This is a genomic window from Flavobacterium erciyesense (assembly GCF_018069925.1).
Taxonomy (GTDB): Bacteria; Bacteroidota; Bacteroidia; order Flavobacteriales; family Flavobacteriaceae; genus Flavobacterium; species Flavobacterium erciyesense.
This window is the reverse complement of record NZ_JAGPXB010000001.1, coordinates 576,733-592,185: the sequence shown is the minus strand read 5'-3', so window position 1 is coordinate 592,185 and position 15,453 is coordinate 576,733. Positions and strand designations below refer to the sequence as shown.

The window sequence follows — 15,453 nt, the reverse complement described above, 5'->3', positions numbered from 1 at the left end:
TCCGTACCTATAAGTATTAGCTACTTTGTCCAATCGAGCGCAGTCGAGATTGCGCTTTTGTTCTCGACTGCGCTCGAACTGACAATGAACCAACTTAAACTTGTATTCTAGTTTGTCAAATCGAGTGCAGTTGAGATTCAGTTTTGTCCCAGCGTGTAACTTTCGACCTACGCCTTTCAACTTTCAACTTTAATTTACTACTTTCGCATTTCGATTAAAGAAAAGGATAAAATGAGCACAAAATTTACTGAATACAAAGGACTTGACTTACCAACAGTAGCATCAGAAGTACTTGATTTTTGGAAAAAAGAAAATATATTTGAAAAGAGCGTTTCTACGCGCGAAGGCAATCAACCATTCGTGTTTTTTGAAGGACCGCCATCAGCAAACGGATTACCAGGAATTCATCACGTAATGGCACGCGCCATTAAAGATATTTTTTGCCGTTATAAAACTCAAAAAGGGTTCCAAGTAAAGCGTAAAGCCGGCTGGGATACGCACGGTTTACCTGTTGAACTTGGAACCGAAAAAGAACTCGGAATTACCAAAGAAGATATCGGGAAAACCATTTCGATCGAAGAATACAACGAAGCGTGTAAAAAAACAGTTATGCGCTACACGGATGTGTGGAACGATTTGACCGAAAAAATGGGTTACTGGGTTGATATGGAAGATCCATATGTAACCTACAAATCCAAGTACATGGAAACCGTTTGGTGGATTTTAAAACAAATCTACAACAAGGATTTGATGTACAAAGGCTACACTATTCAGCCGTATTCGCCAAAAGCGGGAACAGGATTGTCATCGCATGAGGTAAACCAACCTGGAAGTTACCGTGATGTGACGGATACTACTGTGGTAGCACAATTCAAAGTAAAAGAGGACAACTTGCCTCAATTGCAACGTATTTTTGAGATAGGTCATATTTTCGAGGATACTTTCTTTTTGGCTTGGACCACCACACCTTGGACTTTGCCAAGTAACACTGCACTTACCGTAGGGCCAAAAATTGACTATGTTTTAGTGAGTACCTACAATCAATATACATTTAAACCTGTCAATGTAATTTTAGCAAAGGCATTGGTGGCAAAACAATTTGCTGGAAAATTTACTGAGGTAACTGAAGTAAGCGAATTATTGAATTACAAAGAAGAAGATAAAAAAATACCATTTTTTGTTACCGCAGCTTGTAAAGGTGCCGATTTAGTTAACATTGAATACGAACAATTAATGGAATTGGTATTGCCGTACCAAAACCCTGAAAATGCTTTTAGAGTAATTACAGGTGATTTTGTTACTACCGAAGATGGTACAGGAATTGTACATACCTCTCCAACTTTTGGTGCAGATGATGCTAAGGTAGCCAAAGAGGCTTCACCTGAAATTCCGCCAATGTTGGTTCTAGACGAAAACGGAATTCCGGTTCCATTGGTAGATTTGCAAGGACGTTTTGTACAAGGTCTTGGCGCACTTTCTGGCAAATATGTGAAAAACGAATACTACAACGAAGGCGAAGCTCCGGAGCGTTCGGTTGATGTTGAAATTGCAATTCAATTAAAGGAAGAAAACAAAGCGTTTAAAGTAGAGAAATACGTCCACAGTTACCCACATTGTTGGAGAACTGACAAACCTATTTTGTACTATCCTTTAGATTCTTGGTTCATCAAAATATCAGAGGTTAAAGACAGAATGTTTGACCTGAACGAAACCATTAACTGGAAGCCGAAAGCAACTGGTGAAGGTCGTTTTGGAAACTGGTTGAAAAACGCTAACGACTGGAATTTATCACGTTCTAGATATTGGGGAATTCCATTGCCAATTTGGAGAACTGATGATAAGCAAGAGGAAATTTTAATTGGTTCGGTTGAAGAACTGTATAACGAAATAGAAAAATCAATCGCAGCTGGTTTCCAAAAAGAAAATCCTTTTAAAGGTTTTGAAATCGGAAACATGAGCGAAGAAAATTACGATTTAATTGATTTGCATAAAAATGTAGTCGATGAAATCACTTTGGTTTCGGCATCGGGTAAACCAATGACACGCGAAACCGACTTAATTGATGTTTGGTTCGATTCAGGTTCTATGCCGTATGCACAATGGCATTATCCTTTTGAAAACAAAGAAAAAATAGATCAAAACCAAGATTTCCCTGCTGATTTTATTGCTGAAGGTGTCGATCAAACCCGCGGATGGTTTTATACCTTACACGCTATTGGGACTTTGGTTTTTGATAAAGTGGCCTATAAAAATGTCGTTTCAAACGGACTGGTTTTAGACAAAAACGGACAAAAAATGTCCAAACGTTTGGGCAATGCTGCAGATCCTTTTGATACTTTAAAAGAGTACGGACCTGATGCTACACGTTGGTACATGATTTCAAATGCTAACCCTTGGGATAACTTGAAATTTGACCTTGAAGGAATTGCTGAGGTGCGTAGAAAATTCTTCGGGACTTTATACAATACGTATTCTTTCTTTAGTTTGTATGCTAATATCGATGGATTTACTTTTGAAGAAGCGGAGATTCCAGTACAAGAAAGACCAGAAATTGACCAATGGATCATTTCTGAACTGAATACTTTGATAAAAGAAGTAGATGGTTTTTATGCCGATTATGAGCCTACAAAAGCAGCGCGAGCCATATCTGAATTTGTTCAAGAAAACCTGAGTAACTGGTACGTTCGTTTGTGCAGAAGACGTTTTTGGAAAGGCGAGTATGCGCAAGATAAAATTGCTGCGTACCAAACATTATACAGCTGTTTGTTGGCCGTAAGTAAGTTAAGTGCACCAATTGCACCGTTCTTTATGGACAAACTTTACAGAGATTTAACACAAGCAACACAGACAGAAAAGTTTGACAGTGTACATTTGGCGGAGTTCCCGGTAGCGGTTGACAACTATGTTAATAAATCGTTGGAGAGCAAAATGGAGAAAGCACAAACCATTTCATCATTGGTATTATCACTCCGTAAAAAGGAAATGATTAAAGTGCGCCAACCATTGCAAAAGGTAATGATTCCGGTACTTGACGAGGCACAAAGAGCCGAAATCGAAGCGGTTTCTGACCTGATAAAAGCAGAGGTAAACGTAAAAGAAATTGTGCTTTTGGATGATGCTTCTGGAGTTTTGGTAAAGCAAATTAAACCAAATTTCAAGGCGCTCGGACCGCGTTTTGGAAAAGATATGGGATTGATTTCCAAAGAGATACAAGGGTTTTCGAAAGAGCAAATTGCACAATTGGATAGAGAAGGAAGTCTAGATATTGTAATTGCAGGAAATACCGTAACTTTAACCTTAGAAGATGTGGAGATTACTTCGCAAGATATCGAAGGCTGGTTGGTTGCAAATGCGAACGGAATTACGGTGGCGCTTGACATCACGATATCGCCAGAATTGAAGCAAGAAGGAATTGCGAGAGAGTTGGTAAACAGAATTCAAAACATTCGTAAAGATTCTGGATTTGAAGTTACAGATAAAATTAAAGTCTATTTGCAAACAGAAACAACTTTGCAAGAAGCGGTACAAAATAATGAAGCATACATAAAATCAGAGACATTGACTGAAGTGCTTCTTTTTGAAGATAATTTGGAAAATGGAACTGCTATTGAATTTGACGAAATAACAACCAAAATAGTAATTACTAAATAAAAAAAAACCATGGTAGATGAAGCAACACGATACTCTGACGCTGATTTAGCAGAGTTCAAAGATTTGATTCTAAAAAAAATTGAGAAAGCGCAATACGATTTGGATTTGATTAAAAGTGCTTATATGAACGATTTGAATAACGGTACTGATGATACTTCACCTACATTCAAAGCTTTTGAAGAAGGCAGTGAAACCATGTCAAAAGAAGCCAATTCTCAATTGGCTATTCGCCAAGAGAAATTTATTCGTGACCTTAAAAATGCACTTTTCCGTGTTGAGAACAAAACATACGGTGTATGTAAAGTAACTGGAAAATTGATCAGCAAAGAACGATTGATGATTGTTCCTCATGCTACAATGAGTATCGAAGCAAAAAATTTACAGCGCTAGTTCGAAACGAAATACAAACTATTAATTCCAAATTCCAACACTAATTGTATCAATTATTGGAATTTGGAATTTAATTTTTAGATTTTGCCTATTTTTGGCAGCATAAAACTTTTAAAATGTCATTACAAAGAGCCTATTTACTTATTTTTATCTTGTTGCTAGTTGATCAAGCTTCAAAAATTTATATCAAAACCAATTTTCTATTAGGTCAAGAAGTAGAAGTGTTTTCATGGTTTAAAATACTTTTCATCGAAAATGAAGGTATGGCGTGGGGTGTTCGAATTCCAGGTGCGTACGGAAAATTATTTTTGACTCTTTTTAGAATTGGAGCTGTTGTTGGAATTGGATATTGGTTGTGGGATTCGATTAAGAAAAAAAGTTCTAACTATTTAGTTGTTGCTATTGCTTTAATTTTGGTAGGAGCATTTGGAAATATTTTAGATTCTGTGTTTTACGGCGTGGTCTTCAACGACAGTCATCAACAATTGGCTACGGCATTTTCTGATCAACCTTACGGAACTTGGTTTCACGGTAAAGTAGTTGATATGTTTTATTTTCCGATTTGGCATGGTAATTTACCTAGTTGGTTGCCAATTTGGGGAGGTAAAGAATTTACTTTTTTCAATGCTATTTTTAACGTAGCTGACATGGCCATTTCAACAGGAGTGGGAATCTTGATTTTCTTCAATAAAAAAGCATTTCAAAACAGCTAGAACTAAAGCTGTTCAAACCATAAAAAAAGACCTGTTCATAATTTGAACAGGTCTTTTTTATTAGTTTATATTTTGTCCAAGAGCATAACACTTTCGACAAATCTTGAATCTTACCTTTTGCTAGAGTAATGATTGAAAATTAAAATGAGTGAATACTATTCGGAGTCACACAATAGTTGAGTTGTACGTCGGCTTCAAAAACATCTGCAATAATTTCCTCCGGTTCAAAAAACGACAATCCGATTTTGATTACATCGGGTTTACATTCCGCTAGGAATTTATCGTAAAAGCCTTTTCCGTATCCCACACGATTTCCTTTTTTGTCGTAAGCTAAAAGGGGAACAAAAACTATATCAATTTTATGGGAAGGAACTTCAATTCCGTCAACAGGTTCCGGAATATTGTATTCGTTTTTCTTAATTTTGGTATTGTCAGTCAGCAGAAAATGCGTCATCGTGCGCGTTTCAAAATCAGCTTTAGAAATAATGATTTCCTTGTCTTTGCCCGCTAATGCGTGTAAAATAAATTCGGTATTCACTTCGTTTTGCTCTACAATAGGCAAAAAAACATGAAAGTAAGTGCATTCCCAAATGGGTAATTGCAATACTTTGTTGGCAATACCAAGACTCATTTCTTCCAGTTGTTCCTCTGAAAGTTGTTTTCTGAGTTCTTTATATTTTTTTCGTAAGGTAGTTTTGTTCATTGTTGTGTTTTATTCGTCTTCTTCACCAGCAACCACATTGGATAAGTGGTAAATAGCATCACCTTCGTACACAATGGGTGCGTGGTTGGCATTGATGATGTAGCCGTCGTTAGGTGCTTTTACTTCGCGTTCAAATTTTCCATAAGGGTCAGTGATGGTTGCTAAAACAGTTCCTTTTTTTACAAAAGTACCCACGGTATCAAAATCTTGTAATAGACCAGAACATTTAGCTCTAATCCATCCTGATTTGTCAATGTAAATGCTAGGCGATTTTTGTGGGGTCACGCGGTGTTTTGGATTTAACATATTCAAATAATGCAAAAGGCGAATAGCACCATTCACGCCTTCTGTGGCTATGCTTTTGTTAATGTCTAGAGATTTTCCGCCTTCAAAAAGCAACATTTTTACATTCATTTTATCACTCGAACTTCTAAACGATCCGGTTATATTTCGGGAATATAAAGTAAAGGGTGCGTCAAAAACATCGGCAAGAACTTTTAGCTCTGGATTGTTGGGTGCAATACGAATTTGCGGAGCGTTAAACCTACTAGCACCACCGGCATGAAAATCTACGGCATACTCAACAATAGGTAAAATCTCCTTTAGAATATGATATGCAAAACGACTGGCCAGTGATCCTGATTTGCTTCCAGGAAAAACCCGATTCAGGTCGCGCCCATCCGGAAATTCACGAGATTTATTCACAAAACCATAAACATTGATTACGGGAATACAAATAATGGTTCCTATCTTGGGTTTGTTTATTTTTTTGTGAATCAGTTGACGCACAATTTCAACCCCGTTAATTTCGTCCCCATGAATTCCTGCTGAAAATAGTACTACGGGACCTGGTATTTTAGAGCGGCGAACAATAATAGGTATATTGAGTTTGGTCGTGGTATGTAGGCGCGCAATCTCAACGTTGATCGTTTTGTTTTCTCCGGGAGCAATACTTTCGCCAAAAAGGGTAATAGAGCGTGTATTCATTGTTTATACAAATTCTTGAAAAGATAAAAATAAGGATAATAATAAGTTAAGCTCGCATTTTATTTGAATTATTTTGAGGCATGTAAATAAACTACAATGATTTCTATTTCGTAATTTTGAAGAATAAATTTGTTACATGACTCCACCTGCTTTAGCCCTTCAAATACAAACCTTGCCCGACAATCCTGGTGTATACCAATATTACGACAAGGAAGGTAAAATTTTATACGTTGGTAAAGCTAAGAATCTTAAAAAACGTGTTTCATCGTATTTTAATAAAGTACACGATGCGGCCAAAACAAATGTGCTGGTTAAGAAAATTGTAACCATCAAACACATTGTGGTTCCTACTGAGACTGATGCTTTGTTGTTAGAAAATAATCTGATCAAAACCTTGCAACCGCGCTATAACGTATTGCTGCGCGATGATAAAAGTTATCCTTGGTTGTGCATCAAAAAAGAACCTTTTTCACGCATATTTGCCACTAGAAGAATGGTGAAAGATGGCTCGGAATATTTTGGTCCTTACACCAGTTTCAAAACAGTTTCGACCATTTTAGAATTGATAAAAGAACTTTATCCATTGCGTACCTGCAATTACGATTTGAACAAAAGCAACATCGACAGCGGCAAATTTAAAGTGTGTTTAGAGTATCATATTGGCAATTGCATGGGGCCATGTGAAGGGTATGAAACCATAGAGAATTACCAAAAACAAGTAGATGCAATTCGCGAAATTTTAAAAGGAAATTTCAAAGAAAGCATGAAAGATTTTAAACGCGTCATGACCAATCTCGCCGCCGAAATGCACTTTGAAGAGGCTCAAAAAATCAAAGAAAAAATTGAAATTCTTGAGAACTACCAATCGCGCTCTACCGTGGTAAACCCCAAAATTACCAACATTGATGTTTTTTCTATCGTATCTGATGAGGCGGCGGCTTTTGTCAATTTTTTACAAATTTCGCATGGTTCCATCATTCGCTCCCACACAATGGAGATTAAAAAGAAATTAGACGAAACCGACGAAGAATTACTCGAATTGGCTATCATCGAATTAAGAGAGCGTTTCCAGTTGTTGTCTCGCGAAATAATTGTGCCGTTCCCCGTAGATCTTGGTGAAAATATAAAAATCACAGTGCCACAATTGGGCGATAAAAAGCAAATTCTGGATTTGTCAATTAGAAACGCTAAATTTTACCGCATAGAGCAACTAAAACAACTGCAAATTGTAGATCCAGACAGGCATACCAATCGCATCATGGCGCAAATGCAAAAAGATTTACGCCTGCCGGTAGAGCCTAGACATATTGAGTGTTTTGATAACTCCAACATTCAAGGAACCAATCCGGTATCTGCTTGCGTGGTGTTTAAAGACGGAAAACCCAGCAAAAAGGATTACCGCCATTTTAATATCAAAACCGTCGAAGGTCCCAACGACTTTGCCTCTATGGAAGAAGTGGTGTACCGACGCTATAAACGCCTTTTGGATGAAAACCAACCTTTGCCCAACCTAATTATTATTGATGGTGGAAAAGGGCAGTTGTCATCAGCACTAAAAAGTATTGATGATCTTGGTTTACGTGGCAAAATCGCCATCATCGGCATTGCAAAAAGACTCGAAGAATTGTTTTATCCTGGCGATTCAGTGCCTTTATACCTTGATAAAAAGTCTGAAACGCTCAAAGTTATTCAACAACTTCGCAACGAGGCGCACCGTTTTGGAATCACGCACCATCGCGATAAGCGAAGCAAAGCCGCTCTAAATTCGTCCATAGAAAGTATTCCCGGCATTGGCGAAAAAACCATGCTCACACTGATACAACATTTTAAAAGTGTAAAAAGATTAAAATTGGCTACCGAAAAAGAAATTTCTGAGGTTGTAGGAGTATCAAAAGCCAAAAAAATTACCGACTTTTACAACAACACAAAGTAGTTTCCTTATGAGCCTATTCCAGCTATTCGTTTCAAGCGCTCCGCAAAAAAGCTTTTTTTCTACTGCAAACCAAGGAGCTTCTACCGTCGCTCTTGCTCTGCAAGAAAAAATAGCTTTTTTGTCGTCGCGGCTTTACACTGCTATCTGGGGCTTTGCGTGGTCTAGTACTTTACTGCTGCTATTGTTCTCATTTTTTATCGGGAACACAAACACGTTTGCACAAAATAAAAAACCTAAAATTGGCTTGGTATTGAGTGGCGGCGGCGCCAAAGGTTTTGCGCACATCGGAGTTTTAAAAGTGTTAGAAGAAGCAGGCGTAAAAGTCGATTACATTGGCGGAACTAGTATGGGCGCTGTTATCGGAGGTTTGTATGCTTCGGGTTATAACGCGGCACAAATCGATTCGATTTTCCAAACCACTAATTTTAATGAGTTGATTAATGATTTTATTCCTCGTTCTTCAAAAAACTTTTACGAACGCAGGAATGACGAGTTGTATCCGCTTATTTTGCCTTTTAATAAACTCAAAATCGGAATTCCTGAGGCTTTGTCAAAGGGAATGTACAATTACAATTTACTAAGTCGCATTACGCGTAATGTTAGACACATTCGCGATTTTAATCAATTACCTACACCATTTATATGTATTGCAACCAATATTGAAACCGGTGACGAGGTATTACTAAACAAAGGCAATTTGGCGCAAGCCATGATTGCGAGTTCAGCTTTTCCTTCGTTGTTTTCTCCTGTTGAAATTGGTGGAAAAATTTTAATTGATGGTGGAGTTGTCAATAATTATCCAATTGAAGAAGTTCGAAAAATGGGCGCCGACATTATCATTGGTGTTGATGTGCAAGACGGTTTACTCGATCGAACTCAGCTCAAAGATGCCACGAAAATCTTAGTGCAAATTACAAGTTTGCAATCTATTGATCGCATGAAAAAAAACATCGCCAATACAGATGTCTACATCAAACCCGATATTTCGCAATACGGCGTAGTATCATTTGATAAAGGAAAAGAAATTATTCGTAAAGGCGAAGAAGCTGCTTTTGGGGTCTATGAGCAAATAAAAAAATTAGTAGCTTCAAGTCAAGTGTATCACAAACCCAAGTTGAACGTGCTTACGGATAGTCTGCAAATTGGGTCAATCAATTACGGCAAATTGACAAATTATACCAAAGAGTATGTAAGCAGTAAACTTCGTTTTAAACCCAATTCAAAAATTAGCTATGACGGTTTGCTTCGCGGTATTAACAACATCAATGCGACACAAAATTTTAGCGGTATCTCGTATTCGTTAGACAATGTTGGCGATAAAGTAAACTTAAACTTAAGTCTCAAAGAAAATCCAACCAAGACCTATTTGAAATTTGGACTGCACTATGATAATTTATTTAAGAGTGGTGTTTTGGTCAACTTAACTCGTAAAAAAGCGCTTTTAAAAAATGATGTAGCCTCGCTTGATGTGATTTTAGGAGACAACATCAGGTATAACTTCGATTATTACATCGAAAATGGCTTCAATTTAAGTTTGGGTTTTAAGTCTACTTTTACACAATTCAGTCGCAATGTAGCCGCTGCAATTAGTCCTATTGCTAGCTCTAATCCTAATATAAATACGGTAAATGTTAATTACTCTGATTTGATTAATCAACTGTATTTTCAGTCGTTATTTGTTCAAAAGTTCTTGATTGGTGGCGGTCTTGAATTGCAATACCTAAAAATCAAATCCGAAACTTTAGCGAATGTTGATCCAATAGTTGATAACAGCACTTACACCAGTTTGTTTGGTTACTTAAAATACGACTCATACGATAATAAGTATTTCCCTAAAAAAGGCTGGTTTTTTTCGGGTGATGTACAAACGTATTTCGCGTCTTCCAACTACACTGGGAATTTTCAACCATTCTCCATTGCCAAGGGTGATTTTTCCATTGTGACACCGGTTTTCAATAAAACCACTTTTAAGTTCGAGACAGATGCTGGTTTTTCGTTTGGTAAACAAAGCATTTCATTTTTTAATTTTATTTTGGGTGGCTACGGCTTTAGCACCGTCAACAATTTTAAATTTTTATACGGCTATGATTATTTGAGTGTGGTGGGTAATAGCTACATTAAATCTACGGGAACTTTTGACTATGAATTCTTGAAAAAGAACCATGTCAATTTCTCAGCTAATTTTGCTAATATTGGAGACCGAATTTTTGAATCGACTAACTGGGTATCTCTTCCTAAATATTCAGGATACGCAGTTGGTTATGGACTAGAAACCATTATCGGGCCAATAGAAGTGAAATACACTTGGTCTCCTGAATTGCCCAAAGGATTTACTTGGTTCAGTATAGGCTTTTTGTTTTAAATTTAATTTAGTTTCAAAATAATTACGATATTTGTGATAATGAAAACAAATTGGACAGGTTTATTAGAGTATCTACAATTCTTAATCAAGAGAAATCCTGAGTAGCGCACTGTTTTTTGATTTAGAATAACAAAATGAAAAGCCTCTCAGCTTGATCTAGTTGCACTTTTAAAACAAAAAATTATGCCTTTATACCATAAATTAGGGACTTTCCCTCAAAAAAGACACACACAGTTCGAAAAACCAAACGGTGGTTTTTATTACGAACAGCTATTTGGAACAGAGGGTTTTCATGGACACTCGTCCTTATCTTACCACGTTCACAGGCCTACACAGGTAAAAGAAATTTTAAATTCGTATTCAGTAGAGCCAAAAATTGCCATCGGTAAAAACATTAAATCATTACTTTTAAAAGGTTTTGAACTAAAACCAGAAGACGATTTTTTGGATAGTCGCAAAGCCTTATTGGTCAATAAGGATTGTACCATCGGCCTAGCAGCTCCGCGCAAATCACTCACACAGTATTTTTATAAAAATGCCGATGCTGATGAACTGATTTTCATCCATAAAGGAAAAGGAAAATTGCGTACCATGCTAGGCAATATTCCTTTTGAGTATGGTGATTATTTGATTATCCCGCGTGGAATCATCTATCAAATCGAATTTGATACAGAGGATAATCGCTTGTTTTACGTAGAATCATTTGCTCCGTTTTATACCCCAAAGCGCTATAAAAACGAATCGGGTCAACACCTAGAGCACTCACCATTTTGTGAGCGTGATTTTATTTTGCCAAACGAATTAGAAACGCATGATGAAAAAGGCGATTTCTTAATCAAAATCAAAAAAGAGGGCATGCTGCATGAAGTTGTTTATGCTACACATCCTTTTGATGTAGTTGGTTGGGATGGTTACAATTTTCCATACGGTTTCAGTATTCATAATTTTGAGCCTATTACAGGCCGCGTGCACCAACCGCCACCAGTGCACCAAACCTTCGAGACCAGTACTTTTGTAGTGTGCTCATTTGTACCGCGTTTGTACGATTACCACCCAAAATCAATTCCAGCACCATACAATCACAGTAATATTGATAGCGATGAGGTTTTGTACTACGTTGATGGCGATTTTATGTCGCGCAACAACATCGAGCAAGGTCATATCACGTTGCACCCAAAAGGTATTCCGCATGGTCCTGCACCAGGAGCAATGGAGCGCAGTATTGGTCACACTGGAACCGAAGAATTAGCCGTAATGGTTGATACTTTCCGACCGCTGATGGTTACAGAGGAGGCCATGGGTCTTGACGATGGTCAATACTACAAATCTTGGGTTGAATAAATAAGTTTTTACCTTGGATTTCAGGAGCTATTTCCTGCTGTACGCTATATCTTTTCCTGGCTAAAGAAGCCAGAAAAAGGATGCCGCTCCCATCAGGGCTAGGAATACAGCATTCAAAACCATTTTAATAAAATCACAAATCAATTCTTTTATGAGATTCCCGTCTAAAAAAGAATTTAATAACAAATATACCATGTCAAAAGAAGTAAAATCAGTAGAGTACGGACTAGAAAAAATATTCGAAGGAGCGCAAGATTTCTTGCCACTTTTAGGAACCGATTATGTAGAGTTTTATGTAGGTAACGCGAAGCAATCGGCACATTATTACAAAACAGCATTTGGCTACCAATCATTGGCTTACGCCGGTCTTGAAACAGGAGTAAAAGACAGAACATCTTACGTTTTAAAACAAGATAAAATCCGTATTGTGTTAACTACGCCATTAACGCAGGATTCACCTTTGCATGATCATTTAAAAAAACATGGCGATGGTGTAAAAGTAGCAGCGCTTTGGGTTGAAGATGCAACAAGTGCTTACCAAGAAACAATGAAACGTGGTGCACGCTCTTTTATGGAACCAACTGTAGAAGAAGATGAGTTTGGTCAAGTAGTACGTTCTGGTATTTACACTTACGGCGAAACCGTGCATATTTTTGTAGAGCGTAAAAACTACAACGGTGTATTTTTACCAGGTTACAAAGAGTGGAAATCGGATTATAACCCAGAGCCAACTGGTTTAAAATACATTGATCACATGGTAGGAAATGTAGGTTGGAACGAAATGAATACTTGGGTAAAATTCTACGAAGAAGTAATGGGATTTGTGAACTTCCTTTCTTTTGATGACAAGCAAATCAATACCGAATATTCAGCCTTGATGAGTAAAGTAATGTCTAACGGAAACGGACGTATTAAATTCCCAATCAACGAACCAGCCGAAGGTAAAAAGAAATCTCAAATTGAAGAATACTTAGATTTTTACGGAGGGCCAGGAATTCAGCACATCGCTATTGCTACAGATGATATCATTAAAACCGTAAGCCAATTAAAAGCAAGAGGTGTTGAGTTTTTATCAGCGCCGCCTCATACCTATTATGAAGCAATTCCAGAGCGTTTGGGTGCTCACATGGGAATGATGAAAGAAGACATCAATGAAATCGAAAAATTAGCCATCATGGTTGATGCCGATGAAGATGGGTATTTGTTGCAAATTTTCACCAAACCAGTTCAGGACAGACCAACCTTATTTTTTGAAATAATTCAGCGAATGGGAGCAAAAGGCTTCGGTGCAGGTAATTTTAAAGCCCTTTTTGAGTCAATTGAACGCGAACAGCAATTGCGAGGAACGCTATAAAAGTTACTTTTTTTTACATTATACAAAAAAATAAGCAACTTTAAACACTATTCTTTATTGATGATGTGTTAAACTTTATTTTTAGCCAATATAACTGGATTTGTTAGCTACCTTTGCACTCGCAAAACGGAAGGGGTGGTTTCCTTCCGAGTTGATATAAATTTCATAGTTTATAGTTTTTTGGTTAGTTAATAGCATAAAAACTCAGTCTTTATTGGCTGAGTTTTTTTGTTTTGATATATTTGGAATAAAATTTGCACAAGCAGTTCTAAACGATACATCAAGTAATGAAAAAACTAATACTAATCTTTGTACTGCTACTGTCTTTAAGTTTTGATACGCCTCAAGAAGATGCCTACACCACTGGTGAATGGTTTAAATTAAGAATCCATTACGGATTTGTAAATGCCGGATATGCTACACTCGAAGTAAAAGATGCTACGCTCAACTCCAAAAAAACACATCATATTATAGGTAAAGGGTATACGGTAGGAATGTCTCGCTTTTTCTTTAAAGTCGATGACTTATATGAAACCTATATTGACAAAGAAACTCGCAATCCGTACCAATTTGTTCGAAAAATAAACGAGGGTGGTTACACTAAAAACCAAGAGGGTTTTATCAATCAAACCGCTAACAAGGTTACGGTTAAAGACTATAAAAATAAGACTGAAAAAACCTTTAGCATTCCCAAAAACACACAGGACATTTTATCTACCTTTTATTATTTAAGGAATCATCCTAATATTGATAAGTTAAATGTAGGCGAGTCTATCGCAATCGATATGTTTTTTGATGACGAAACTACTAAATTCAGGCTAAAGTTCATTGGTCGAGAAAATATAAATACTAAATTTGGCGTCGTGCCTGCCATGATTTTTAGACCGCTTGTGCAATCTGGCCGTGTTTTTAAAGAGCAAGAAAGTGTTACCGTTTGGATTTCAGACGATGATAATAAATTACCACTTAGGGTAAAAGCTAGTCTTGCGGTAGGTTCCATCAAAGCAGATTTAGATGCATATAAAGGCTTGAAAGGAGCTTTCAAAACTAAAAAATAATGAACAATACCGATCAATCAGAATCAATTTTAGCAGCAATTGACCGTAAATACGAGGCTATAAATCAAAAAACAGAAACGCATCTCGAAGGTTTGTTGTGGTCTAAACCCATAACGTATTGGGATTACATTCAAACCGATGCCTTACTGAATTTACAAGTGCAACGTACTGTTTTGCCAGATGAAATGGTATTTATCATGTACCATCAGGTCAACGAACTTTTGTTTAAAATGATTCTTTGGGAAATCAAACAAATAGCGTATCAAGACAATATTTCAACTGCTTTTTTTACCGAAAGATTAAGTAGGGTGAGTCGTTATTTTGACATGCTTACCACTTCATTTGATATTATGGGTAACGGAATGGAGGTAGATCAATACATGAAGTTCAGAAACACACTTACACCGGCCAGTGGTTTTCAAAGTGCGCAATACCGCTTGATTGAATTTGCATCTACTGATTTGATAAATTTGATTGATGCCCGTTATCGTGAATCAATTGATCGTAATACATCCTATGAATTTGCGTTAGAACATTTGTATTGGCAAGCAGCTGGAAAAGATTATCATACCGGTAAAAAATCCTATTTATTAGAAGAATTTGAGCGTAAGTACAAAAAAGACTTTTTAGCTCACATGGAAGAATACAATACGATTAACATTTGGCAAAAATTCAAACAGTTGCCTATTGAAGATCAAAAGAATGACAAATTAGTGCAAGCCATGCGTCATTATGATCATACGGTAAACATCACATGGGTAATGCAGCACCTAAATACTGCAAAGAAATATATTGACCAAAGTGGGCAAGGAGACGGTGAAGCAACAGGTGGTAGTGATTGGAAAAAATATATGCATCCTAAATACCAAAGGAGAATTTTTTTCCCAGAGTTGTGGACTGATGTTGAGTTAGCCAATTGGGGAGTGGAAGCTTAGGTTGAATTAAAAAAGAAGGTTTGAAA

At 37.0% G+C, this 15,453-nt stretch carries 11 protein-coding genes; 9 read left to right on the top strand and 2 right to left on the bottom strand.

Going from position 1 to position 15,453, the window contains the following annotated elements; all coding sequences use genetic code 11:
* Nucleotides 1-231 precede the first annotated feature (231 nt).
* From ileS to KBJ98_RS02690, 3 genes are all read left to right on the top strand, one after another.
* Complete coding sequence (gene ileS / locus KBJ98_RS02700) at nt 232-3,651, top strand: isoleucine--tRNA ligase (RefSeq protein ID WP_210788139.1); 3,420 nt, start codon at nt 232-234, stop codon at nt 3,649-3,651.
* Nucleotides 3,652-3,660: 9 nt separating this feature from the next.
* Nucleotides 3,661-4,041 (top strand): TraR/DksA family transcriptional regulator, encoded by a 381-nt coding sequence (locus KBJ98_RS02695; protein ID WP_166132771.1) that lies wholly within the window; start codon nt 3,661-3,663, stop codon nt 4,039-4,041.
* A gap of 116 nt (nt 4,042-4,157) precedes the next feature.
* The gene (locus KBJ98_RS02690) at nt 4,158-4,754 is read left to right on the top strand and encodes a lipoprotein signal peptidase (RefSeq protein ID WP_210788138.1); all 597 of its coding nucleotides are present in this window, start codon (nt 4,158-4,160) and stop codon (nt 4,752-4,754) included.
* A gap of 139 nt (nt 4,755-4,893) precedes the next feature.
* Here KBJ98_RS02690 and KBJ98_RS02685 read toward each other — a convergent pair whose 3' ends face one another.
* Complete coding sequence (locus KBJ98_RS02685) at nt 4,894-5,457, bottom strand: 5-formyltetrahydrofolate cyclo-ligase (protein WP_210788137.1); 564 nt, start codon at nt 5,455-5,457, stop codon at nt 4,894-4,896.
* 9 nt (nt 5,458-5,466) lie between these two features.
* Nucleotides 5,467-6,444 carry a succinylglutamate desuccinylase/aspartoacylase family protein gene (locus KBJ98_RS02680; RefSeq protein ID WP_210788136.1) on the bottom strand — a complete coding sequence of 326 codons (978 nt, stop codon included), beginning with the start codon at nt 6,442-6,444 and terminating at the stop codon, nt 5,467-5,469.
* Nucleotides 6,445-6,580: 136 nt separating this feature from the next.
* Here KBJ98_RS02680 and uvrC point away from each other — a divergent pair, with 136 nt between their 5' ends.
* The 6 genes from uvrC (at nt 6,581) to KBJ98_RS02650 (ending at nt 15,427) form a co-directional block, all read left to right on the top strand.
* Nucleotides 6,581-8,377, top strand: coding sequence for an excinuclease ABC subunit UvrC (gene uvrC, locus KBJ98_RS02675; protein WP_210788135.1), 1,797 nt, complete (start codon nt 6,581-6,583; stop codon nt 8,375-8,377).
* Nucleotides 8,378-8,384: 7 nt separating this feature from the next.
* Nucleotides 8,385-10,739 carry a patatin-like phospholipase family protein gene (locus KBJ98_RS02670; protein ID WP_210788134.1) on the top strand — a complete coding sequence of 785 codons (2,355 nt, stop codon included), beginning with the start codon at nt 8,385-8,387 and terminating at the stop codon, nt 10,737-10,739.
* Nucleotides 10,740-10,922: 183 nt separating this feature from the next.
* Nucleotides 10,923-12,080: a homogentisate 1,2-dioxygenase gene (locus KBJ98_RS02665; RefSeq protein ID WP_210788133.1), complete on the top strand. Its 1,158-nt coding sequence runs from the start codon at nt 10,923-10,925 to the stop codon at nt 12,078-12,080.
* Between the two features lie 193 nt (nt 12,081-12,273).
* Nucleotides 12,274-13,434 (top strand): 4-hydroxyphenylpyruvate dioxygenase, encoded by a 1,161-nt coding sequence (gene hppD, locus KBJ98_RS02660; protein ID WP_210788213.1) that lies wholly within the window; start codon nt 12,274-12,276, stop codon nt 13,432-13,434.
* A 287-nt stretch (nt 13,435-13,721) separates the two neighbouring features.
* Nucleotides 13,722-14,492: a DUF3108 domain-containing protein gene (locus tag KBJ98_RS02655; protein WP_210788132.1), complete on the top strand. Its 771-nt coding sequence runs from the start codon at nt 13,722-13,724 to the stop codon at nt 14,490-14,492.
* Nucleotides 14,492-15,427, top strand: a complete 936-nt coding sequence (locus tag KBJ98_RS02650) for a tryptophan 2,3-dioxygenase family protein (protein ID WP_210788131.1) — start codon at nt 14,492-14,494, stop codon at nt 15,425-15,427. The genes KBJ98_RS02655 and KBJ98_RS02650 overlap by 1 nt, the downstream gene beginning before the upstream one ends.
* The last annotated feature ends 26 nt before the right edge of the window (nt 15,428-15,453 follow it).